Annotated in this window: 25 protein-coding genes; 19 read left to right on the top strand and 6 right to left on the bottom strand. The window is 59.1% G+C overall.

The features are described from left to right. The first annotated feature begins 294 nt into the window (after window positions 1–294). Window positions 295–1,053 (top strand): sulfite exporter TauE/SafE family protein, encoded by a 759-nt coding sequence (locus tag AC8GFZ_RS05740; RefSeq protein WP_506643221.1) that lies wholly within the window; start codon window positions 295–297, stop codon window positions 1,051–1,053. A gap of 33 nt (window positions 1,054–1,086) precedes the next feature. Here AC8GFZ_RS05740 and AC8GFZ_RS05735 read toward each other — a convergent pair whose 3' ends face one another. Further along, window positions 1,087–1,566 carry a tRNA (cytidine(34)-2'-O)-methyltransferase gene (locus AC8GFZ_RS05735; RefSeq protein ID WP_506643219.1) on the bottom strand — a complete coding sequence of 160 codons (480 nt, stop codon included), beginning with the start codon at window positions 1,564–1,566 and terminating at the stop codon, window positions 1,087–1,089. Further along, on the bottom strand, window positions 1,538–2,032 hold the full coding sequence (locus AC8GFZ_RS05730) for a ComF family protein (RefSeq protein WP_506643217.1): 495 nt from the start codon (window positions 2,030–2,032) through the stop codon (window positions 1,538–1,540). Before AC8GFZ_RS05730 ends, AC8GFZ_RS05735 begins: the two co-directional genes overlap by 29 nt. 312 nt (window positions 2,033–2,344) lie before the next feature. Between AC8GFZ_RS05730 and AC8GFZ_RS05725 the strand changes: the two genes are divergently transcribed. The 7 genes from AC8GFZ_RS05725 to AC8GFZ_RS05695 all read left to right on the top strand — a co-directional run bounded on the left by AC8GFZ_RS05725 (window position 2,345) and on the right by AC8GFZ_RS05695 (window position 8,045). Beyond that, window positions 2,345–3,247 carry a class I SAM-dependent methyltransferase gene (locus AC8GFZ_RS05725; RefSeq protein WP_506643215.1) on the top strand — a complete coding sequence of 301 codons (903 nt, stop codon included), beginning with the start codon at window positions 2,345–2,347 and terminating at the stop codon, window positions 3,245–3,247. Between the two features lie 174 nt (window positions 3,248–3,421). Further along, complete coding sequence (coxB, locus tag AC8GFZ_RS05720; RefSeq protein ID WP_506644246.1) at window positions 3,422–4,546, top strand: cytochrome c oxidase subunit II; 1,125 nt, start codon at window positions 3,422–3,424, stop codon at window positions 4,544–4,546. 30 nt (window positions 4,547–4,576) lie between these two features. Further along, complete coding sequence (gene ctaD, locus AC8GFZ_RS05715; RefSeq protein WP_506643213.1) at window positions 4,577–6,211, top strand: cytochrome c oxidase subunit I; 1,635 nt, start codon at window positions 4,577–4,579, stop codon at window positions 6,209–6,211. An 8-nt stretch (window positions 6,212–6,219) separates the two neighbouring features. Next, a complete protein-coding gene (locus AC8GFZ_RS05710; RefSeq protein ID WP_506643211.1) occupies window positions 6,220–6,336 on the top strand; it encodes a cytochrome oxidase small assembly protein in 117 nt (38 codons plus the stop codon). 3 nt (window positions 6,337–6,339) lie between these two features. After that, on the top strand, window positions 6,340–6,936 hold the full coding sequence (locus AC8GFZ_RS05705; RefSeq protein ID WP_506643209.1) for a cytochrome c oxidase assembly protein: 597 nt from the start codon (window positions 6,340–6,342) through the stop codon (window positions 6,934–6,936). Window positions 6,937–6,983: 47 nt separating this feature from the next. Further along, the gene (locus AC8GFZ_RS05700; protein WP_506643207.1) at window positions 6,984–7,148 is read left to right on the top strand and encodes a DUF2970 domain-containing protein; all 165 of its coding nucleotides are present in this window, start codon (window positions 6,984–6,986) and stop codon (window positions 7,146–7,148) included. A gap of 15 nt (window positions 7,149–7,163) precedes the next feature. Further along, window positions 7,164–8,045 carry a cytochrome c oxidase subunit 3 gene (locus AC8GFZ_RS05695; RefSeq protein WP_506643205.1) on the top strand — a complete coding sequence of 294 codons (882 nt, stop codon included), beginning with the start codon at window positions 7,164–7,166 and terminating at the stop codon, window positions 8,043–8,045. 114 nt (window positions 8,046–8,159) lie between these two features. On the opposite strand, the gene AC8GFZ_RS05690 is transcribed toward AC8GFZ_RS05695, so the two are convergent. Continuing rightward, a complete protein-coding gene (locus AC8GFZ_RS05690; protein ID WP_506643203.1) occupies window positions 8,160–8,381 on the bottom strand; it encodes a twin transmembrane helix small protein in 222 nt (73 codons plus the stop codon). Between the two features lie 27 nt (window positions 8,382–8,408). Here AC8GFZ_RS05690 and AC8GFZ_RS05685 point away from each other — a divergent pair, with 27 nt between their 5' ends. From AC8GFZ_RS05685 to AC8GFZ_RS05665, 5 genes are read left to right on the top strand one after another with little or no spacing between them, the layout of a single operon-like run. Continuing rightward, window positions 8,409–9,197 (top strand): SURF1 family protein, encoded by a 789-nt coding sequence (locus tag AC8GFZ_RS05685; protein ID WP_506643201.1) that lies wholly within the window; start codon window positions 8,409–8,411, stop codon window positions 9,195–9,197. Then, window positions 9,175–9,867 (top strand): SCO family protein, encoded by a 693-nt coding sequence (locus AC8GFZ_RS05680; RefSeq protein ID WP_506643199.1) that lies wholly within the window; start codon window positions 9,175–9,177, stop codon window positions 9,865–9,867. Before AC8GFZ_RS05685 ends, AC8GFZ_RS05680 begins: the two co-directional genes overlap by 23 nt. A gap of 13 nt (window positions 9,868–9,880) precedes the next feature. Beyond that, window positions 9,881–11,047, top strand: coding sequence for a COX15/CtaA family protein (locus tag AC8GFZ_RS05675; RefSeq protein WP_506643197.1), 1,167 nt, complete (start codon window positions 9,881–9,883; stop codon window positions 11,045–11,047). Further along, entirely contained in the window at window positions 11,044–11,934 is an 891-nt protein-coding gene (gene cyoE / locus AC8GFZ_RS05670) for a heme o synthase (RefSeq protein WP_506643195.1), read from the top strand. Before AC8GFZ_RS05675 ends, cyoE begins: the two co-directional genes overlap by 4 nt. Window positions 11,935–11,945: 11 nt before the next feature. Further along, window positions 11,946–12,545, top strand: coding sequence for an SCO family protein (locus AC8GFZ_RS05665; RefSeq protein ID WP_506643193.1), 600 nt, complete (start codon window positions 11,946–11,948; stop codon window positions 12,543–12,545). Between the two features lie 75 nt (window positions 12,546–12,620). Here the strand turns inward: AC8GFZ_RS05665 and rpoH are convergent, their stop codons facing one another. Both rpoH and ftsY read right to left on the bottom strand, forming a co-directional pair. Further along, complete coding sequence (rpoH, locus tag AC8GFZ_RS05660) at window positions 12,621–13,553, bottom strand: RNA polymerase sigma factor RpoH (RefSeq protein ID WP_506643191.1); 933 nt, start codon at window positions 13,551–13,553, stop codon at window positions 12,621–12,623. Between the two features lie 219 nt (window positions 13,554–13,772). Then, the gene (gene ftsY / locus AC8GFZ_RS05655; protein ID WP_506643189.1) at window positions 13,773–14,837 is read right to left on the bottom strand and encodes a signal recognition particle-docking protein FtsY; all 1,065 of its coding nucleotides are present in this window, start codon (window positions 14,835–14,837) and stop codon (window positions 13,773–13,775) included. 60 nt (window positions 14,838–14,897) lie between these two features. On the opposite strand from ftsY, the gene AC8GFZ_RS05650 reads away from it, so the two are divergent. From AC8GFZ_RS05650 to AC8GFZ_RS05625, 6 genes are all read left to right on the top strand, one after another. Beyond that, window positions 14,898–16,304 (top strand): M16 family metallopeptidase, encoded by a 1,407-nt coding sequence (locus AC8GFZ_RS05650; protein ID WP_506643187.1) that lies wholly within the window; start codon window positions 14,898–14,900, stop codon window positions 16,302–16,304. Window positions 16,305–16,342: 38 nt separating this feature from the next. Further along, entirely contained in the window at window positions 16,343–17,626 is a 1,284-nt protein-coding gene (locus AC8GFZ_RS05645; RefSeq protein ID WP_506643185.1) for a M16 family metallopeptidase, read from the top strand. Next, on the top strand, window positions 17,623–18,228 hold the full coding sequence (rsmD, locus tag AC8GFZ_RS05640; protein WP_506644244.1) for a 16S rRNA (guanine(966)-N(2))-methyltransferase RsmD: 606 nt from the start codon (window positions 17,623–17,625) through the stop codon (window positions 18,226–18,228). Before AC8GFZ_RS05645 ends, rsmD begins: the two co-directional genes overlap by 4 nt. Window positions 18,229–18,255: 27 nt before the next feature. Continuing rightward, window positions 18,256–18,750 (top strand): pantetheine-phosphate adenylyltransferase, encoded by a 495-nt coding sequence (gene coaD / locus AC8GFZ_RS05635; protein WP_506643183.1) that lies wholly within the window; start codon window positions 18,256–18,258, stop codon window positions 18,748–18,750. 3 nt (window positions 18,751–18,753) lie between these two features. Further along, window positions 18,754–19,428 carry a histidine phosphatase family protein gene (locus tag AC8GFZ_RS05630; protein ID WP_506643181.1) on the top strand — a complete coding sequence of 225 codons (675 nt, stop codon included), beginning with the start codon at window positions 18,754–18,756 and terminating at the stop codon, window positions 19,426–19,428. A 91-nt stretch (window positions 19,429–19,519) separates the two neighbouring features. Further along, window positions 19,520–19,774 carry a YfhL family 4Fe-4S dicluster ferredoxin gene (locus AC8GFZ_RS05625; protein WP_506643179.1) on the top strand — a complete coding sequence of 85 codons (255 nt, stop codon included), beginning with the start codon at window positions 19,520–19,522 and terminating at the stop codon, window positions 19,772–19,774. 62 nt (window positions 19,775–19,836) lie between these two features. Here the strand turns inward: AC8GFZ_RS05625 and pth are convergent, their stop codons facing one another. Continuing rightward, on the bottom strand, window positions 19,837–20,502 hold the full coding sequence (pth, locus tag AC8GFZ_RS05620; protein WP_506643177.1) for an aminoacyl-tRNA hydrolase: 666 nt from the start codon (window positions 20,500–20,502) through the stop codon (window positions 19,837–19,839). Window positions 20,503–20,518 lie beyond the last annotated feature (16 nt).

Here is a 20,518-nt window from a genome sequence, read left to right as displayed (position 1 = left end):
ACTTAATTTTAAGTCAGTGCATCAGGGCTGATCTGGGGCTGTGGGTGCGGGCCTGCATGCGGAGGCAGTCGCCAGAATGTGGGCGAGCGTGTGGGAGACCTGACCTGTTGGGGACAGCCGCGCCGAAGCCGCGGCCCAAGCATGGCAAGATGACCCTAAATCCTGTGTGCTTTTGGGCGCTGGCCCAGCACATGGATGATCTTTGCAAGTCTTCACCAACCAGAGCTTTCCTGCGGACATGTCCCACCACCATCACCCTTTGGCACCGGCTTTCCCGCAGATGGGGTCCATCGATTGAGTGAAGCCTACATCACCGATCCCTTTTTCTATGCCTTGGCAGTACCCGCTGTGTTGCTGCTGGGTCTGAGCAAAAGTGGTTTTGGCGCGGGTTTTGGGTCTTTGGCCGTGCCCATCATGGCCATGGCCATCACCGTGCCTCAAGCCGCTGCGATCTTGATGCCCATTTTGCTGGTGATGGACTTGCTCGGTTTGCATGCCTTTCGGCGTGAATACGACGTCAAGCTGCTGAAGTTTTTGATCCCTTGGGGCATGGCGGGCATCGGGGTGGGCTTTTTACTCTTCAGGTACATGGAGTCGCGCTGGGTGGCCGGTTTGGTCGGCTTGACCACGTTGCTCTTTTTGGCCCAACGTTTGGTGTTTCCAACCACTGCCAGCAGTCGAGCAGCCCCCGCTTGGCTGGGTGCACTGTTGACGGCGACCTCGGGCTTCACCAGCTTCATTGCCCACGCCGGGGGCCCGCCCATCAACGCCTATGTGTTGCCCATGCGCATGGCGCCGATGGTTTACACCGCCACGATGGCGTTTTTCTTTTTCTTTGTGAATGCGGGCAAATGGATTCCGTATGCCATTTTGGGTTTGTTAGATTGGCGCAATTTCATGACGTCTTTGATCTTGTTGCCCCTGGCCCCAGTGGGCGTGTGGGTGGGTGTGCGGGTGGCGCGCAAGATCCAGCCGGTGTTGTTTTACCGTCTGGTGCACATTGGCATGTTTTGCACCGGATTGAAACTACTGGTTGACGCTTTTCGCGGGTGAGGGCGGCAGGCCCTGGCCCAATCCATTGGGTTTTTAGCCAGCTGCAGCCGCGTCGATAAAGCCATGCTGGCGCCAAGCCTCGTACACCACCACGGCCACTGCATTGGACAGGTTCAGGCTGCGTTGCCCGGCGCGCATGGGCAAGCGCAATTGCCGCTCAGCGGGGAAACCATCACGCACGGCTGAGGGCAATCCAGCGGTTTCGCTGCCAAACACCAGCCAGTCGCCGGGTGCAAAGGCGCAGTCGTGGGGCTGTTTGGTGCCCCGCGTGGTCAAGGCGTAGGCTTGGCCACCCAAGGTGGCCATGGTGGCGGCCAAAGCGTCCCAATCGGTGTGCACTTTCAGCGGCGCGTATTCGTGGTAATCCAGCCCAGCGCGGCGCATTTGTTTGTCGCTCAAGTCAAAACCCAAAGGCTCAACCAGATGCAAATGGCAGCCAGTGTTGGCAGCCAGGCGGATCACGTTGCCCGTGTTGGGTGGAATTTCAGGGTGAACCAAGACGATGTGAAACATGGCCCGCATTCTCTCCCAAGGCAGAGGGCGCGACAGGCGCGTTGAAGCGGGGCGCATCGGTGCGCGCGAACACCATGGCCGTGATATGGCGCACACCCACTTGCCTGAGTGCAAGCGCAGCGGCATGCAAACTGCTGCCCGTGGTCATCACGTCATCGAGCAGCACCACACTGGATTGGTTCAGGGCCTTGGCATGGCGCGGGTTGACCACCATGGTGCCCACCACATTTTGTAAACGCTGCGCCTTGGGCAGGCTCGCTTGTGGGGCGGTGTCTTTGATGCGCAGCAGCGCTTGGCCCAAGGCTTTGCGTTTGGCCAAGTGGCGTGCCAAGACCAGGGCTTGGTTAAAGCCGCGTTCACGCAAGCGCTCAGTTGACAAGGGCATGGGCACCACCCATTGAGCCATCTCCAGGGCGAGCTCTATGCCCGGTGCGTGCCGCATCACATGGGCCAGCGAGCGGCCCATGGCGCTGTCCCCCTCAAATTTCAACCGCGCCAAGCAGGAATCCCACGGATACGCATAGGCCACGGCACACAAACCGTGATCCCAAGGGGGCGGGTGCTGTGTGCATACGGGGCAAGGGGTTATATCGCCTGGCAATGTGCACCGGGGGCAGCGCGCTATGGGCTGGGCAAAGCGTTCAACGCAAGGGCTGCAAATGGGCTCAGCGGGCCAAGCGTGGCATACGGCGCACACGCTGTAACCGCGCTGAGCTGTGACCCAGTGGGCAGGGGAGGCGAAACCAAACAATGCCATGGCACCAATATACTGCCCGGCATGTCTTTGACCAAGTCTGCGCTTCCCCCCCACCTGGATGCCCTGGCAGCGCTGAGCTGGTTGGAGCGGGCCCAGCCAAAACCCGCTTGGCTCAATGAAGAAGTGGCCCGGCGCATGCAGCAGCGCCTGGATTGGATTCGCACAGCACCATCATCCTGGGCCGATTGGCACCCTGGCAATGGGGGATGGCAAGGACATGCTTTGCTGCGGCAACGCCACCCCCGGGCAGGCTGTTGGGTGGTCGAGCCCACCGTGTCGCGCATGAACTGGGCGCGCCAACACTTGGCCGAACCCTGGTGGCAATCCTGGCACCGTGGCAAGCGCCAAGTCGGGTTGGCACCCACGCAGGCCGTGGACATGGTTTGGGCCAATATGTTGTTGCATCAAAGTGAGCAACCGCTGGCTTTGCTGAAAAGCTGGCACCAGTCCTTGAATGTTGATGGTTTTGTCATGTTTTCAGCCTTGGGTCCCGACAGCTTGCGCGAATTGCATGCCCTGCACGAGCGCATGCAATGGGGCTCACCCGGGCTGGGCATGACCGATATGCACGATTGGGGCGACATGTTGCTGGAGGCTGGTTTTGCCCAGCCGGTGATGGACATGGAGCGCATCACTTTGACCTATGCCAACGCCTTGGCCATGCTTGCAGATTTGCGAAGCATGGGGCGCAACACCCACAGCGACCGTTTTGCAGCCTGCCGCGGCAAAGCTTGGCGTGGGGCTTGGCTGGCTGCGGTAGAGCAGTGGGGCGAGCGCAGCGCCAGTGATGGCAGGTTACAGCTCACATTTGAGGTGATTTACGGCCACGCTATCAAACCGCTGCCCCGTGTGCCCATGGCGGCTCAAAGCGCGGTTTCCCTGGGGGACATGCGCGCCATGTTGGGGCGCCCTCCCGCGAATTGAAAGCCTAGCGTCAGCCAATGGTCTTGCGCAGATTGTTAGAATGCAAGGATTGAATCCATTCAAATGCATCCTTCTATGTGGCCCCGACATGAAACCATCTCCCGTGCCACTCAAATTTTCAAGTCTTCCAACACCATGAACAAGCTCTTTGGGAAATTGAACGCGGCCGCGCTGATGCTGGGCGCTTGGCTGGCAAGCTCTGCCTGGGCGGTCAACGACCTGCCCGGCGGACCGGCTGTCAGGCAGTTGAACTTGCACCCCGCTGCAACCAAAATTGCCGAAGAGCAAGCTTGGTTGCACTGGTTCATGCTGATCATTTGCACGGTGATCTTTGTGGTCGTTTTCGGGGTGATGTTTTATTCCATATGGAAGCACCGCAAATCCTTGGGCCACAAGCCAGCCACTTTTCACGAGTCGGTGAAGGTTGAAATCGCCTGGACCATTGTGCCTTTCGTCATTGTGATTTTGATGGCCCTGCCAGCCACGAAAGCGGTGGTGGCAAGCAAAGACACCTCCAACGCCGACCTCACCATCAAAGCCACCGGTTACCAGTGGAAATGGGGCTACGACTACATCAAGGGCGAAGGTGAGGGCATTGGCTTTGTTTCCACCTTGGACAATGAACACCGTGAAATGTCCAACAACGGTGCCAAGGGTGTGGACATCGACAATTACTTGCTCAAAGTGGACAACCCTTTGGTGGTGCCGGTCGACAAAAAAGTGCGCATCATCACCACGGCCAATGACGTGATTCACGCCTTTGCCGTTCCCGCTTTTGGCATCAAACAAGACGCGATTCCTGGTTTTGTGCGTGACACCTGGTTCCGCGCTGAGCGCACCGGCGATTTTTACGGGCAGTGTCAAGAGCTGTGCGGCAAAGAACACGCCTACATGCCCATCCATGTCAAAGTGGTGAGTGCCCCCGACTATGCGATCTGGGTGCAGGACCAGCAAAAGAAAATGGCGGCCAAGCTGGACGACCCGAGCAAGGTGTGGGTCTTGGACGACCTCGTCAAGCGCGGCGAAAAGGTTTATGCAGCCAACTGTGTGGCTTGTCACCAACCCACCGGCAAAGGTGCAGGTCCCATCAAGGCCCTGGATGGTGCTGCCGTGGTGCTAGATTCCGACAAGACCAAGCAAATCAAAATTTTGCTGAACGGTCAAAACAACGGTTCCATGCCCGCCTGGAAGCAGTTGAGCGACACCGATTTGGCCGCCGTCATCAGTTACACCAAAAACAATTGGTCCAATAAGACCGGTCAGTTGGTTCAGCCTGCCGAAGTCAAGGCCGCCCGTTAACCCCATGCCCCGATTGAGAAGGAACATTCCATGAGCGCAGTTCTCGACCCCCATGGCCACACCGCTGGCGACCACGGGCATGATGATCACCACGGCGCCCCGCACGGCTGGCGCCGCTGGGTCTATGCCACCAACCACAAAGACATTGGTACCCTTTACCTGCTGTTTGCCTTCGCCATGTTGATGATCGGCGGCGTTTTGGCGCTGCTGATCCGTGCTGAGTTGTTCCAACCTGGGTTGCAATTGGTCAACCCCGAGTTGTTCAACCAGTTCACCACCATGCACGGCCTGATCATGGTGTTTGGTGCCATCATGCCGGCCTTTGTGGGCTTTGCGAACTGGATGATCCCATTGCAAATCGGCGCATCCGACATGGCTTTTGCCCGCATGAACAACTTCAGCTTCTGGTTGATGATTCCAGCCGCTGCCATGCTGGCGGGCTCTTTCTTCATGCCAGGTGGCGCACCCGCTGCAGGTTGGACGCTGTATGCGCCCTTGACGCTGCAAATGGGTCCCTCCATGGATGCTGCTATTTTTGCCCTGCACATCCTGGGTGCTTCATCCATCATGGGTTCGATCAACATCATCGTGACCATTTTGAACATGCGCGCACCCGGCATGACCATGATGAAGATGCCCATGTTTGTTTGGACTTGGTTGATCACCGCTTACCTGTTGATTGCCGTGATGCCGGTGTTGGCAGGTGTCATCACCATGACGCTGACCGACCGCCACTTTGGCACCACCTTCTTCAACCCCGCCGGTGGGGGTGACCCGGTGATGTTCCAGCACATCTTCTGGTTCTTTGGCCACCCCGAGGTGTACATCATGATCTTGCCGGCGTTTGGCATCATCAGCCAGATCGTGCCGGCCTTCTCGCGCAAACGCTTGTTTGGCTACGCCTCCATGGTGTACGCCACGTCGTCGATTGCCATTTTGTCGTTCATCGTGTGGGCGCACCACATGTACACCACGGGCATGCCGGTCACCGGCCAGTTGTTTTTCATGTACGCGACCATGCTCATCTCTGTGCCCACCGGCGTGAAGGTGTTCAACTGGATCGCCACCATGTGGAAAGGGTCCATGACTTTTGAAACCCCCATGTTGTTTGCCGTGGGCTTCATTTTTGTCTTCACCATGGGTGGCTTCACCGGTTTGATTTTGGCCATGGCCCCCATCGACTTGCAGTTGCAAGACGGCTATTACGTGGTGGCGCACTTCCACTATGTGTTGGTGGCGGGTTCTTTGTTCACCATGTTCGCTGGTTACTACTACTGGTCGCCCAAGTGGACGGGTGTGATGTACAACGAAACCCGCGGCAAGATCCACTTTTGGTGGACCCTCATTTCTTTCAATGTGACCTTCTTCCCCATGCACTTCTTGGGCTTGGCGGGCATGCCCCGTCGTTATGCCGATTACCCCATGCAGTTTGCCGACTTCAACGCGCTGGCCTCGGTGGGTGCGTTTGCCTTTGGTTTCGCCCAGGTGTATTTCTTCTTGTTCGTGGTGTTGCCCACCATGCGTGGCAAGGGCGAGCCAGCACCCCAGCGCCCATGGGAAGCTGCAGAAGGTTTGGAGTGGGAAGTGCCTTCGCCAGCCCCTTTCCACACCTTTGAAACCCCGCCCAAACTCGATGCCACCGCCACCAAGGTGTTGGCGTTCTGAGAAACGGCATGAACCCCGATCCAAAAAAGCAAAACCTCAAGCTCGCCTTGATCTTGGCGAGCGTGGGGTTGGTTTTCTTTTTGGGGGTGCTGGCCAAAATCGTTTTGGTCGGTCGCGCCGGTTAATCCATGTCGCACAATCTGCTTTTGCTGCGCAAGTTGGTGATCATTGCTGTGGGCATGTTCGCCTTTGGTTATGCCTTGGTGCCCATGTACAAAGCCATTTGCGAGTTCACCGGCATCAACATCTTGGCCCTGGGTGAAAAAGAGGCCAAGGGCTCCAACAACGCCCGGGCTACATTGACCAATACCCAGGTCGATACCAGCCGCACCATCACCGTCGAATTTGACGCCAATGCCCGAGGCCCATGGCAGTTCAAGCCCGCTCAGCGTTCGGTGCAAGTCCATCCAGGTGAGTTGACCACTGTGATGTACGAATTTGAAAACGTTCAAGACCGCACCATGTCGGCCCAAGCCATTCCCAGCTATGCACCCCGCCAAGCGGCAGCGCATTTCAACAAGTTGGAATGTTTTTGCTTCAACCAATACACCTTGGCCCCGGGCGAAAAAAAGCAGTGGCCAGTGGCGTTTGTGGTTGATGGCAAGCTGTCCAAAGACGTGACCACCATCACCTTGTCCTATACCTTTTTTGAGGTGGGGTCCAAAACACCCCCTGCACCCGTCGCGACCTTGCCCCTCGCGGTTCATACAGGGGGCGGTACATGAGCCAATCGCTGCCGGTCAAGCCCGTCAAAAATTCTTTTGGGAGAGCCATGTTGACCGTTGCATGGTCTTTTTTGGGCATCCGCAAAAGAAGCGGCTTTGAAGAGGACTTGGCGCGGGTTTCACCCCTGCATGTGCTCTTGGTGGGCTTGTTGTCTGGTTTGTTGTTTGTGATCGGGTTGATCGTCTTGGTCAACTGGGTCGTTGCGAAATAATTAGGAGTCGTTTCAATGAGCGCCAATTCCCACGGTGGAACCCCTTACTACTTTGTACCCGGTCCATCGCGCCACCCGGCCATGGCGGCACTGGGTTTGTTTTTTGTGATCTTGGGTGCTGGTCAATGGATCAATGGTTCAGATTGGGGCAAATATGCCTTGTTGTTTGGCATGGTGTTTTGGCTGTTTGTGCTCTACCAATGGTTTGGTGAAGCCATCGCTGAAAGTCAAGCCGGCAGCTATGGCCACAAAGTGGAATTGTCTTTCCGCTGGAGCATGAGCTGGTTTATTTTTTCTGAGGTGATGTTTTTTGGTGCGTTTTTCTCTGCCTTGTGGTGGGCGCGTGCGCACTCGGTACCGATGCTGGGCAACTTAGAGAACGCGCTGTTGTGGCCCGACTTCAAAGCCGTGTGGCCCACACTGGCCGCTGGTGCGACGGCTTCTCCGGGGGGCATCATTGAGCCGTTCCAAACCATGACACCCTTTTGGCTTCCCACCATCAACACCGCCTTGTTGCTGACTTCGGGTGTGACCTTGACCATTGCCCACCATGCGCTGCGCGAAAACCAACGCAGCCGCACCATCACCTTTATGTGGCTGACGGTGTTGTTGGGTATCGTGTTCTTATTTGTGCAGGGTTATGAGTACGCCCATGCCTACAGCGAAATGAACCTCAAGCTCACCTCGGGTGCGTATGGCTCCACCTTTTACATGCTCACGGGCTTCCACGGTTTCCACGTGTTTTTGGGCATGTTGATGCTGCTGGTCATCACCTTGCGCTTGCAAAAAGGGCATTTCAATGCCGACAAGCATTTTGGTTTTGAGGGTGCGGCTTGGTATTGGCACTTCGTGGACGTGGTTTGGTTGGGCTTGTACATCCTGGTTTATTGGATGTGATGGCCACCCAACCAGCCGCATGAAAGGCCGCCCTGAGCGGCCTTTTTTCTCAACCCAATTGCACGGCTGCTTTGAAGCCGGACAAACAACCTGCCGAGCTGTGGGCGCTGATGCTCAATGACCTGCGGGAATGCCCGAGGGTTGGATGTAACCGAGCTTCCATGCCAGAAGCACACACAGGAACACCACGATCGAAAACCCCACCCGCATGGCCAGGGCCTTCATCATGTTGCTGGTTTTGGCTTGGCCATCGCGGCCATCGCGCATCATGAAAAATAAAGCAGTGCCCAAACTGCCAAGAATGGCCACAAAGCCCAGGGCGACAATCCATTTCATGTATTCCATTATCCGCTGTGTTCACGCATGAGTTTCAGCCACCCAAGCCCCGCTCCCAAAGTAGCCTGGCGCACGGCCCGGTGGTGGTTTGTCACGGTCGTGGCACTGACCACCATGGCCGTCACCGCGCGCCTGGGGGTGTGGCAATCTGACAGGGCGCAGCAAAAAGAAAGCTTGCACCAGTTGCAACAGGCCCAAGCCTTGTTGCCACCCTTGAGCAACGCGGCATTTGAATCCCCGGTAGACGCTGCCTTGGGCATGCACCGGAGTGTCCACTTACAAGGCGAGTGGCTGGCAGAGCACACGGTTTTTTTGCAAAACCGCAGCCAAAACGGTGTGCCTGGCTTTTGGGTCTTGACGCCCTTGCAGTTGTCACCCACGGCGATGGTGTTGGTGCAGCGCGGTTGGGCGCCTCGTGACCGCGTCTCCAGCGAAGTGCTGCCCCCCATCGTGACGCCCACGGGCTCGGTCCATGTGCAAGGCCGTTGGGTGGCGCCACCTTCGCGCATGGTCGAGCTTTCGCGAACCGATCAAGGCACAGCATCTGGGTCGGAACCAAGGTCATCGGCCATCAGGCAAAATCTAGATGTGAACGCATGGGCTGCAGAGATGAAGTTGCCCATCACCGCCACGGTGCTGCAAACCGGCAACGCTTCTGAAGGTCTGACGCGAGATTGGGCACCGGCTTTATCGGGTGCCGATAAAAACCGGGGTTATGCGTTTCAGTGGTTCGCTTTGTCTGGCCTGGTGGCCGTGTTGTTTGTTTGGTTTCAAATCATTTTGGTCCTGCGCCGTGCCCCCCCAACCCAATCCTGACAAAAACCAAGCCTTGGGCTTGACGGTTTACGACCTGCCCCAGCCAGAGGCTGTGGCGCAGGCCGACGGCAACCGCAGTTGGGCTGGGCGCTGGCGCATGCTGGCACTGCTATTGGTGTGTGCGTCTCCGGTGATCGCTTCTTATGTCACTTATTACCTGATCCGACCGGAGGCCCGCCGCAGCTTTGGCGAGTTGATCGAGCCGCAACGCGACCTGCCCGCCTTGGCCACCACCGACTTGGATGGTCGAGCGGCCTCTCTCCCCGAGCTCAAGGGGCAATGGCTGTTGATCAGCGTGTCCTCGGCCGCTTGTGCCGCCGAATGCGAAAAAAACCTGTACTTCCAGCGCCAAATTCACGCCGCCTTGGGCAAAGATCGGGACAGACTGGACCGGGTGTGGTTGATCACGGATGCCGGCGACGTTTCCCCCGCTTTGCGTGCCTCTATCCCCGGCTCCTGGAACCTGCGGGTGGACCCGCAGGGTTTGGGCCAATGGCTGCAACCCCAATCAGGGCATGGTCTGACCGAGCATTTGTACCTGGTCGATCCCATGGGCCGATGGATGATGCGCTTCCCGCCGCAATTGGAAGCTGAGAATGCCCCCAAACTCAAACGCGACTTGGAACGCTTGATCCGAGCTGCCAAGTCATGGGACTTGCCTGGGCGCTGAGCCCCCCAATGCCATGGATACCACCCCATTGTTTGACCTGAGCCCTTTGGCAAGTCTGTTGCTGCTGGCAGCCTTGTTGGCCCTGGGGCCGCTGGCATGGGTCTGGTGGCGTGGGGGCGCCAACCAATCGCTGTTGGCCAAACGGCACAGCCTCACGGTGTGGGTGTTGTTTCTGACCTTTGACTTGGTGGTCTTTGGGGCTTTCACCCGCTTGACCGACTCGGGGCTGGGCTGCCCCGATTGGCCGGGGTGTTATGGGCAAACCAGCCCTTGGGGTGCAAAGCAGGCGATTCGCGCTGCTGAAGCCGCGCTGCCCAGCGGGGCGGTGACCTGGAGCAAGGCGTGGATCGAGATGATTCACCGCTATTTCGCCACAGCGGTTGGCGCCTTGGTGCTCTTTCTGGCTTGTGCAAGCAGCTGGCGCAGCAAGGCTTCAGGGCCAGGCACTGAGCGGCTGGGCATGGGATTGGCATGGTTCACCTTGGCTTGGATTGTGTTGCAAGGTGCCTTTGGTGCCTTGACCGTCACCATGAAATTGTTTCCGATGATCGTGACTTTGCATTTGATGGGTGGCTTGGTGTTGCTGGCTTTGCTGGCGTGGCAAGTGGGCGCCTTGCGTTTCGCCTTGGGTCTGTCGCAACCCGTGGAAATCGAGCGCAGCTGGCGCCGCGCCCTTTGGTGGCTGCTGCTGCTGCTGGGGGTGCAAGTGGCGCTGGGTGGTTGGGTCAGCACTAATTACGCGGTTTTGGCTTGCGACACCTTCCCCAAGTGCCAAGACAGCTGGTGGCCAGAGATGGACTTTGGCGCAGGCTTTGTGTTGTGGCGAGAACTGGGCATGTCTGCCGACGGAAGTTGGCTGCCCATGCCGGCTTTGGTCGCCATCCACTACGCGCATCGCTTGGGGGCTTATGTGCTGGCGGTGGCGGTGGCGGGCGTGTGCTGGTTGTTGTGGCCGCGGCCTGAGTTGCGCGCTTGGGTCACAGCCTTGGGCGGCTTGTTGTTGTTGCAGGTGGCCACGGGCTTGAGCAATGTGGTGTTGGGTTGGCCGCTGGTGGCGGCTTTGCTGCACACCGCAGGCTCAGCCGCTTTGTTGTTGACCTTGGTCGGTTTGCTGCGCCTGACCGTGCCAGCTGCAAGCTCGCCAGTGTCGTCTGCATCCTCTGCGGGGTGGGCTACATGATGGCGCCGGTCTTCACTTTTGGCCAGCGTTGGCGGCAATTCCAGGCTTTGACCAAGCCCCGGGTGATCCAGTTGATTGTGTTTTGTGCCTTGATCGGCATGGTGCTGGCGGTGCCCGGCGTGCCAAGCTGGGACGAGGTGCGCTTGGGCGCGGTGGCCTGTTTGGGCATTTGGTTGGTGGCCGGTGCTGCTGCGGCGTTCAATTGCATCGTCGAGCAAAGCATCGATGCGCGCATGCGCCGCACCGCTTGGCGGCCCACAGCCAAAGGGGAGTTGAGCAACACCCAAACCCTGTTTTTTTCAGCGGTCTTGTGCGCGGCGGGATCGTGGTTGTTGTGGGTGTATGTCAACCCCTTGACGATGTGGTTGACCTTTGCCACCTTTGTGGGTTATGCCGTGGTTTACACCGTGATCCTCAAACCCTTGACGCCGCAAAACATTGTGATTGGCGGGGCTTCGGGTGCCATGCCGCCGGTGCTGGGTTGGGCCGCGATGACCGGGGACGTGGCCCCCGAGGCATTGATCCTCTTTCTCATCATCTTTTTGTGGACGCCACCGCACTTTTGGGCCTTGGCCTTGTACCGGGTGGAGGACTACCGCAAATCGGGCTTGCCCATGCTGCCCGTCACCCACGGCAACGAATTCACCCGCTTGCAAATAGTGCTCTACACCTGGGTTTTGTTGGCTGCTTGTTTGATGCCGTTTGTGTACCGCATGAGCGGTTGGTTTTACTTGGTCTGCGCGGTCATATTGAGCGTGATGTTTTGCTACTACGGTCATGCCTTGTGGCGCCAATACTCGGACGAGTTGGCGCGCAAGACGTTTAAATTTTCCCTCATCCACCTGAGCTTGTTGTTTGCGGCTTTGTTGATTGACCACTATTTATAAGAGGCATGACAATGACTCAACCAACAAGGCGTTCTTTCATGGCGGGTGCGCTGGTTGCTGCGGGTGCCTTGAGCGCTTGCGCCCCGGCCAAGCCCAGCTTCAAGTCGTTTGACCTCACGGGCGCAGACTACGCCCTGGGCTTTGACCTGACTGATCAGCGGGGCCAGCGCCGCAGCCTGGCGGACTTCAAAGGGCGGGTGGTGATGGTGTTTTTTGGTTACACCCAGTGCCCCGATGCCTGCCCCACGGCGATGTTTCAGTTGGCCGAGCTCAAACGCGGTTTGGGTGCCAAAGGCGACATGGTTCAAGGTGTTTTTGTCACCTTGGACCCAGAGCGCGACAGCGCTGAGATGCTCAAGGCATATGTGGAAAACTTCGATCCAAGTTTTGTCGCTTTGGTGCCCACGCTGCCAGAACTCGAGGCTGTCATCACGCATTACAAGGTCTACCGCAAAAAAGTCGCTGGCCCCACGCCCACCAGTTACACGATGGACCACCTCGCGGGGTTTTACATGTATGACATGCAAGGGCGTTTGCGCTTGTTCAGCCGACCGAATATGAGCACGGCCGATTTGCAATCTGACGTCGCCAGCTTGCTCGAAGGCCGCTGAAGGGTACCTGGGCTGAGCCAGACCCCCGCAAAAAAGCCGCCCGCAGGCGGCTCTTTCATTCGAGGCCGATGAGGCTCAGGCAAATTCGGCCAAGCTGGCTTTCATTTTTTTCATCGCCGCCACTTCGATTTGGCGAATGCGCTCAGCGCTCACGCCATATTCGGCCGCCAGCTCGTGCAAGGTCATGCCGCCCGAACCGTCGTCATTGACCTTGAGCCAACGTTCTTCGACGATGCGCCGGCTGCGCGCATCCAAACCCTCCAGCGCCATGGCCAATCCATCGCTGGACAGCACATCACGCTGATGGGCTTCCATCACCGCCGTGGGCTCGTGGCGCACATCGGTGAGGTAGGAAATCGGGCCAAAAGCATCTTCGCCATCGTCGCCCGGGTTGGGGTCGAGCACCACATCGCCACCGGCCATGCGCGCTTCCATCTCCAGCACCTCTTCGGGCTTGACATGCAGGCTGTCGGCCACTTGGTTGACCTGATCAGGGTTCAGGCTTTGGCGGTGCGCATTGGCATCGCTGACCTCGGCGCGCATGCCTTGTTTCATCGAGCGCAGATTGAAAAACAGTTTGCGCTGGGCTTTGGTGGTGGCCACCTTGACCATGCGCCAGTTTTTCAAAATGTATTCATGGATTTCGGCTTTGATCCAGTGCAGGGCATAGCTCACCAAGCGAACGCCTTGCTCGGGGTCAAAGCGCTTGACCGCCTTCATCAGGCCCACATTGCCTTCTTGAATCAAGTCGGCATGGGGCAGGCCATAGCCCAAGTACTGGCGCGAGATGGAAACCACCAAGCGCAGGTGTGAGAGCACCAGTTTGCCGGCGGCTTGCATGTCTTGGTGGTCGCGCCATTGGCGGGCAAATTCTTGTTCTTGCTCCAAGGTGAGCATGGGCAAGCGGTTGGCCGCTGATATATAGGCGTCCAGATTGCCCAAGGGTGGAACCAGCGCCCAGGGGTTGGCCACGCTGATGGGGCGGCTGCTCAGTGCAAGTTCTGTCATGGCATTTCTCCTGAATGGATACTTAGGTGCGAATGTTAGCACTCTGTCTGCTTGAGTGCCAATCTGGTATAGATTCTAGGGTTATCCCTCGATTGCAGTTGGGTAAAGCCTCGTTTTACTGATAAAAATCAAATGGATGGGAGTTATTGGTGGTTTGTGAGGCTGTGTTGATGTGTCGCAGCCTGCGAGCGATCAAGCAGGGCTGTCTCGCAGCCGGCTTCAGCCCACAGCGCGCGTGTCTGTGGCGGCGCTGCCCAGCAAGGCTTGGGAGAACTCCCGGGCCGAGAAGGTTTGCAAGTCTTCCAAGCTCTCGCCCACGCCAATGAAGTAAACCGGCACGGTCGCACCAGCGGTGCGTTGGCGCTCTAGCGACCACAAGGCGATGGCGGCCAGCACGCCCCCCTTGGCCGTGCCATCGAGCTTGGTGACGATCAAGCCCGTCAGCCCCAGGGCTTGATCAAAGGCCTGCACCTGGGCCAGCGCGTTCTGGCCGGTGTTGCCGTCGATGACCAACAACACCTCGTGGGGGGCAGAGGGATCGGCTTTTTGCACCACCCGTTTGATCTTTTTCAACTCTTCCATCAAATGGGTTTGGGTCGGCAAGCGCCCTGCGGTATCGACAATGACCACGTCCTTGCCCCGGGCTTTGCCGGCACTGACCGCATCAAAGGCCACGGCGGCAGGGTCTCCACCGGCTTGGCTCACGATATCGACCCGGCTGCGGTCGGCCCAGACTTCGAGTTGTTCTCGCGCGGCCGCTCTGAAGGTATCGGCTGCTGCCAGCAACACGCTGGCCCCGCTTTGGCTGAGGTGGCGCGTGAGCTTGCCAATGCTGGTGGTTTTGCCCGCCCCGTTGACGCCGGTGACCATGATCACGCTGGGGTGGTCTTGGCCCAGGGTCAGGGGTTTTTCCAAGGGCTGGAGCAACTCGTACAACAAATCTTCGAGCAAGGCCTGAACCTGGTGCGCCTCGGTGATGCCCTTGGATTTGACGGTTTGCTGCAATTGCTTCATCAGGTGGGTGGTGGCGGACACACCCGCATCGGCCATGAGCAAGGCCGACTCCAGTTCTTCATACAAAGCGGCGTCGACACGGGCGCCAGTGAAAACGCTGGCCAAGCCTTGACCGGTGCGTGCCAACCCTTTGCGCAAGCGTTGCAGCCAGCCAACGCGTTCAGGACTGACGGCCAGGGCTGAAGCCGGGGTGGTGGGCGGAGCGTTCGTCGCTGGGGTATTGCCACCACCCTCGTCATTGGCTTTGCTTTTTTTGAAAAAACTGAACATGCGTCAAGGTATATAGTCGTTAGATCGAGCAATGCTCAGTGTGTCTGTGGTCCTTATTCTATGAAACAGTTCTTTGCGTGCTGCTTGGCCGCAGCCGCCATGTGTTTGTCGCCCCATTTGCGGGCGCAACAGGCCCCCAACCCCATCAGCACCTTCAACTTGCCCAACGGCATGACCTTGGTGGTCAAACCCGACCGGCGTGCGCCCACTGCAGTCCATATGGTGTGGTTGCGGGTGGGCTCCATGGACGAGGTGGATGGCCTCTCAGGCGTCGCCCATGTGCTGGAGCACATGCTCTTCAAAGGCACACCCAGCGTCAAAGCAGGCGAGTTTTCGCGCCGGGTGGCCGCCTTGGGCGGGCGTGAAAATGCTTTTACCAGCCGAGACTACACCGGTTATTTTCAGCAAATTCCGGCCCAGCGTTTGGCCGATGTGATGCAACTGGAGGCCGATCGGTTTGCCAACAACCGGTGGGCAGATGAAGAGTTTGTCAAAGAGCTGGAAGTGGTCAAAGAGGAGCGCCGCATGCGCACCGAAGACGCGCCCCGTGCCATGTTGTACGAGCAAATGTCTGCCGTTCAATTCAGTGCCTCTCCGTATCGCCGCCCCATCGTGGGTTGGATGGAAGATTTGGATGCGATGAAGCCCGACGATGCACGCGCTTTTTACAAGCAGTGGTATTCGCCTGCCAATGCGGTGGTGGTGGTGGTGGGTGATGTGGTGGTCGATGAGGTTCACCGTTTGGCCCTGACCCACTATGGCCCGATACCGGCTCGCGCCTTGCCCGAGCGCAAACCGCGCACCGAGCCGCCCCAACGCGGGCTGCGCCGCTTGGACGTGAAAGCCCCCGCCGAGCAAGCTTATGTCGCCCTGTCTTTCAAGGTACCCACGTTCACTGGTTTTGATGGCAGTGCCTCGAACCAAGACGCACTGGCGCTGACGGTATTGGCCGCCGTGCTCGACGGCTACAGCAGCGCCCGATTGGACCGGGCTTTGACGCAAGGTCCCCAGCGTTTGGCCGACAGCGTGGGCGCCCACAATGGTTTGACCGGGCGCGGCCCACAAACATTTGTTTTGGAAGGTGTGCCGGCGGCTGGCAAAAGTGCGCACGATCTCGAGCGCGCCATGCGCGAGCAAGTGGCCATCGTGGCGCGTGACGGTGTCAGCGAGAGTGAGCTTCGCCGGGTGAAAAATCAGTGGGAAGCCTCAGCCGTTTACGGGCGCGACTCGCTGTTCAACCAGGCCCGAGAAATCGGCAGCTTTTGGGCCGAAGGTTTGCCGCTCGACACCAATGACCGTTTGATCGCCGCTTTGCAATCGATCACGCCGGCGCAGGTGCAGTCGGTGGCGGCGCGGTACTTTGGCGATGACGCACTGACCGTGGCGCATTTGCTACCCCAAGCCCGCGCAGCCACAGGGCTGCGCAAACCGTCGCTGCCCCTCAGGCACGGTGGAGGTGAGCGATGAAGCACTTTTTAACAGCATGGGTAACCGGCACCCTTTGCATGGCGCTGGCCCACGCGGGCATCCCGATTGAACACTGGACCCAGGCCAATGGGGCCCAAGTTTTCTTGGTGCAAAGCCCGGGTTTGCCGATGGTGGATGTGCAAATTGATTTCGATGCCGGGGGTCGGCGTGACCCAACGGGACGTTCTGGTTTGGCCAGTGCCACCGCGATGATGATTGGCAAAGGTTTAAAAGCTCGCGGCAATTTGCCAGCCATGGACGAAAACGCAGTCGGCGAAGCCTGGGCCGATGGCGGCGCTTTGTTCTCGGCCTCGGCCAGCGGCGACCGCATGAGCTTTACCCTGCGCAGCCTGACCCGAACCGAGGTGCTGGATGCGTCCATGCGCTTGGCCGCTCGACACCTGGCAGACCCAGCGTTCGCCGCAGACATATGGGGCCGCGAACGTGAGCGCTGGAGTGCCAGTTTGCGCGAGGCACTGACCAAACCCGGCACAGTGGCCGATCGCGCCTGGACGCCCGCTGTGTTTGGCACCCACCCCTACGGCCAACAAACCACACCCGAGAGCTTGCTGTCGGTGTCGGTGGCCGATATGCAGGCCTTTCATGCGCGGCACATCGTGCCCTGCCGCGCCAAGGTCAGTGTGGTCGGCGCGCTCAGCAAGGCCCAGGTGCAAGCGCGGGTGACCGAGTTGCTGGCGGCTTTGCCCACCGGGGCCTCGTGTGCCGCCTTGCCGGCAGTGCCTGAAGTGCAGCCGCTCGCACAAGCCAAAGAAATCTTCATCCCTTTTGAATCTGCGCAAGCCCATGTGAGCATGGGGCAGCCCGGCTACAAACGCGACGATCCCGATTTTTTTGCCCTGACCGTTGGCAACTATGTTTTGGGTGGTGGTGGCTTTGTGTCGCGCTTGACCGAGCAGGTGCGTGAAAAACGGGGTTTGAGTTACAGCGTCTACAGCTATTTTTCCCCAGGTCTGCATGCGGGTCCTTTTGCCATTGGCTTGCAAACTCGGCCGGACCAGGCCCGCCAAGCGGTGGAGGTGGCCCGCGCGGTGTTGAAAGAATTTGTGGAAAAAGGCCCTACCCAGGCTGAGTTGCAAGCGGCCAAAGACAACCTGACCGGCGGGTTTGCCCTGCGCTTGGACAGCAACCGGAAATTGCTCGACAACTTGGCCAACATCGCTTGGCACCAATTGCCACTGGACTACCTCGATACCTGGACGCAAAAAGTGCAGGCCTTGACGGTGCAAGACGTCGCCCAAGCCTTTGCGCGCAAAGTGCAACCCGAGCGCCAAGTCACGGTGGTGGTGGGAGGCTCTCCCTGAAGCCCGCCCGCAAAGCGCCTGCCCCCCAGCACCGGGGTAAGGCCAAAGGTGAGGTTCGCATCATTGGGGGCTTGTGGAAGCGCAGCAAGCTCAGCGTGCTGGACCGCCCGGGGCTGCGGCCCACGCCCGATCGGGTGCGCGAAACCTTGTTCAATTGGTTGGGCCAGGACTTGCATGGTTGGCGCTGTCTGGATGCGTTTGCGGGCAGCGGTGCCCTGGCCTTTGAAGCCGCTTCACGCGGCGCCAAAGAGGTGCTGGCGTGCGAAACCGATGGCGCTTTGGTCGAGCAACTGTTGGCCAGCAAAGCCAAGCTCAAAGCCGACGGGGTGCTGATTCAGCGCGCCAATGGGGTCAATGCCTTGCTGGCCCAAGCCCCGGCGAGTTGGGACTTGGTGTTTTTGGACCCTCCGTTTGACAGCGCCTTGTTGGCCCCCAGCTTGCAAGCGGCGCAAGCCGCGATCAAACCCGGTGGCAGGGTGTACTTGGAGGCCGGCGAAGCTTGGGGCGAGGCCCAATTGGCCCCCTTGGGATGGCAACTCCAACGCCATTTGCGCGCCGGTGCGGTTCATGCCCATTTGCTGGGCCTGTCCACCAGCGGATAATTTGCACGCTAATCAACAGGAGCCAGCATGCGCCAACCCGTGATCGCGGTTTATCCCGGCACTTTTGATCCCATCACCTTGGGCCACTTGGACTTGGTGCGGCGCGCTTGTGCCTTGTTTGACCAGGTGGTGGTGGGGGTGGCCATGGCACACCACAAAAAAACCATGTTCAGTTTGGATGAGCGCTTGGAAATGGTTCAAGAGGCCACGGCCAGCCTGGGCTCGGTGCGGGTGGCACCGTTTGATGGCTTGGTGCGTGACTTTGTGCGCGCCCAAGGCGGCGTGGTCATGGTGCGCGGTGTGCGCTCGGTCAGCGACTTTGACTACGAGCACCAATTGGCTGGCATGAACCGCCACTTGATGCCCGAGGTGGAAACCATCTTCATGGCCCCGTCTGCCAGCCAACAACACACCTCCAGCACCTTGGTGCGCGAAATCACGCTGTTGGGTGGCGAGGTGGAGCCTTGGGTCACCCCCGAGGTGTTGAGCCGCTTGATGGCCAAAAAACAAGCGGCGGCCTGAGCCATGGCAGATATCTTTTTGGTGCGCCATGGCGAAACCGCTTGGAACCGTGAACTGCGTTTTCAAGGCCAAATCGATGTGCCCCTCAACGACCTGGGACTCACCCAAGCGCAGCGCCTGGCCGATCGCTTGCGTGTGGAGTGGCAAAGTGGGTTTGACAAACCCTTGCGCCTGTTCAGCAGCGATTTGCAACGCGCCCACCAAACCGCCACCACCTTGGGTCAGGCCTTGAACTTGCCCGTCACCGCCCACGCGCCTTTGCGCGAGCAGCATTTCGGATTGTTCGAAGGCTTGCTGTCGGCCGATATTCAGCGCGAACATGCCGATGTGTGGCAGCGCTGGCTTCAGTTTGACGCTGATTTTGCAATCCCCGGCGGCGGCGAGAGCACCCGTGCATTCCATGCCCGGGTGTGCCAAGCGGTGCGCGGTTTGGCGCAGGCGCATGCTGAACACACCCTGGTCATCGTCACCCACGGCGGTGTGCTCGACATGCTGTGGCGCAGCGCCCAAGGCCTGCCACTCGATGGCCCCCGCACCTGCGACATACCCAATGTGGGCTTGAACCGCATGCGCTGGCTGGGCGAGCAACCCGAAATTGTGGTGTGGGCCGATACCGCGCACCTGGGGGGCTTGCCCGAGCAACCCAATTTCAAACAACGCTTGCGCCCGGTGGCCTGATGCGTGAGGTTACCCGTCATCCCATTTCGGGTCGCGCTGATCGGGTTTTGTGCCGCAGCGCAGTCGACCCATCCAAGCCTAGGGAACTGACATGGCTTTGATGATCACAGATCAATGCATCAATTGCGATGTGTGCGAACCCGAGTGCCCCAACCTGGCCATTTACATGGGCAGTGAGATCTACGAGATCGACCCGGACAAATGCACCGAATGCGTGGGGCATTTCGACGAGCCCCAGTGCGTTCAGGTGTGCCCCGTGGCCTGCATCCCGGTCAACCCCGAGCGCGTTGAGGTTTCAGACCAGTTGTGGGCCAAATTCCACCGCTTGCAGGCGCAGGCAAAATAGCGCCCCAATTTGTTCGTGGCCAGGCCTGTAAGGCCACGCCTGTCAGCGCGTTGGTGCCCCGGTCAACGGGGCGGCGCGTCTGGTGACGCTGGCTGGGGCGTGTCGGCGGGGGCTTGTGGTGTAGCCTGTACTGGTCGGGGCGGTTTGGGTCGGGGCGGTTTGCTGGTGTGGATGCGCTGGGTGGCGCGGGTGAAGTCGCCGCTGAGCAGGTCATCCACCGCCGATAGGCTGCGCGCCACGCAAGCGTGGATCAGTTCACGCTGCTCAGGGCTGGGTTTTTTCAGCACCCAGTGAATCACCTCTGACTTCACCCCAGGGTGGCCAATGCCCAGGCGCAAGCGCCAATAGGCGTCTGTGCCCAATTTGGCATGGATGTCGCGCAAACCGTTGTGCCCTGCATGGCTGCCCCCAAGCTTGAGCTTGGCCTCGCCGGGCACCACGTCCAATTCATCGTGCACGACCAACACCTGCTCGGGTTCAATCTTGTAAAAACGCGCCAGGGCAGCCACCGATGTGCCAGAGGCATTCATAAAGGTTTGAGGCTGCAACAGCCAAAGGGTTTGGCCGTTGACTTGTGTGCGTGCCATCAGGCCTTGGTAAGCGCGTTCGTGCTGTAAGGGCACCTTGAGTTTTTGTGCGAGCGCATCAACCCACCAAAAACCGGCGTTGTGGCGGGTGTCTTGGTATTCGGGGCCAGGGTTGCCCAGGCCCACTATCAGTTTGATCATGGTGACATTATCTGAC

It is taken from the genome of Limnohabitans rimovensis (SeqCode), assembly GCF_965234775.1.
GTDB lineage: Bacteria > Pseudomonadota > Gammaproteobacteria > Burkholderiales > Burkholderiaceae_C > Limnohabitans > Limnohabitans rimovensis.
This window is presented reverse-complemented; position numbering and strand designations above follow the sequence as displayed.

Excerpts from the sequence above, each read along its gene's own strand:
- AC8GFZ_RS05735 (WP_506643219.1), bottom strand. The coding sequence starts at position 1,566 with ATGTTTCACATCGTCTTGGTTCACCCTGAAATTCCACCCAACACGGGC.
- AC8GFZ_RS05730 (WP_506643217.1), bottom strand. The coding sequence starts at position 2,032 with ATGGGCCGCTCGCTGGCCCATGTGATGCGGCACGCACCGGGCATAGAG.
- AC8GFZ_RS05725 (WP_506643215.1), top strand. The coding sequence starts at position 2,345 with ATGTCTTTGACCAAGTCTGCGCTTCCCCCCCACCTGGATGCCCTGGCA.
- coxB (WP_506644246.1), top strand. The coding sequence starts at position 3,422 with ATGCTGGGCGCTTGGCTGGCAAGCTCTGCCTGGGCGGTCAACGACCTG.
- ctaD (WP_506643213.1), top strand. The coding sequence starts at position 4,577 with ATGAGCGCAGTTCTCGACCCCCATGGCCACACCGCTGGCGACCACGGG.
- AC8GFZ_RS05710 (WP_506643211.1), top strand. The coding sequence starts at position 6,220 with ATGAACCCCGATCCAAAAAAGCAAAACCTCAAGCTCGCCTTGATCTTG.
- AC8GFZ_RS05705 (WP_506643209.1), top strand. The coding sequence starts at position 6,340 with ATGTCGCACAATCTGCTTTTGCTGCGCAAGTTGGTGATCATTGCTGTG.
- AC8GFZ_RS05700 (WP_506643207.1), top strand. The coding sequence starts at position 6,984 with ATGTTGACCGTTGCATGGTCTTTTTTGGGCATCCGCAAAAGAAGCGGC.
- AC8GFZ_RS05695 (WP_506643205.1), top strand. The coding sequence starts at position 7,164 with ATGAGCGCCAATTCCCACGGTGGAACCCCTTACTACTTTGTACCCGGT.
- AC8GFZ_RS05690 (WP_506643203.1), bottom strand. The coding sequence starts at position 8,381 with ATGAAATGGATTGTCGCCCTGGGCTTTGTGGCCATTCTTGGCAGTTTG.
- AC8GFZ_RS05685 (WP_506643201.1), top strand. The coding sequence starts at position 8,409 with ATGAGTTTCAGCCACCCAAGCCCCGCTCCCAAAGTAGCCTGGCGCACG.
- AC8GFZ_RS05675 (WP_506643197.1), top strand. The coding sequence starts at position 9,881 with ATGGATACCACCCCATTGTTTGACCTGAGCCCTTTGGCAAGTCTGTTG.
- cyoE (WP_506643195.1), top strand. The coding sequence starts at position 11,044 with ATGATGGCGCCGGTCTTCACTTTTGGCCAGCGTTGGCGGCAATTCCAG.
- AC8GFZ_RS05665 (WP_506643193.1), top strand. The coding sequence starts at position 11,946 with ATGACTCAACCAACAAGGCGTTCTTTCATGGCGGGTGCGCTGGTTGCT.
- rpoH (WP_506643191.1), bottom strand. The coding sequence starts at position 13,553 with ATGACAGAACTTGCACTGAGCAGCCGCCCCATCAGCGTGGCCAACCCC.
- ftsY (WP_506643189.1), bottom strand. The coding sequence starts at position 14,837 with ATGTTCAGTTTTTTCAAAAAAAGCAAAGCCAATGACGAGGGTGGTGGC.
- AC8GFZ_RS05650 (WP_506643187.1), top strand. The coding sequence starts at position 14,898 with ATGAAACAGTTCTTTGCGTGCTGCTTGGCCGCAGCCGCCATGTGTTTG.
- AC8GFZ_RS05645 (WP_506643185.1), top strand. The coding sequence starts at position 16,343 with ATGGCGCTGGCCCACGCGGGCATCCCGATTGAACACTGGACCCAGGCC.
- coaD (WP_506643183.1), top strand. The coding sequence starts at position 18,256 with ATGCGCCAACCCGTGATCGCGGTTTATCCCGGCACTTTTGATCCCATC.
- AC8GFZ_RS05630 (WP_506643181.1), top strand. The coding sequence starts at position 18,754 with ATGGCAGATATCTTTTTGGTGCGCCATGGCGAAACCGCTTGGAACCGT.
- AC8GFZ_RS05625 (WP_506643179.1), top strand. The coding sequence starts at position 19,520 with ATGGCTTTGATGATCACAGATCAATGCATCAATTGCGATGTGTGCGAA.
- pth (WP_506643177.1), bottom strand. The coding sequence starts at position 20,502 with ATGATCAAACTGATAGTGGGCCTGGGCAACCCTGGCCCCGAATACCAA.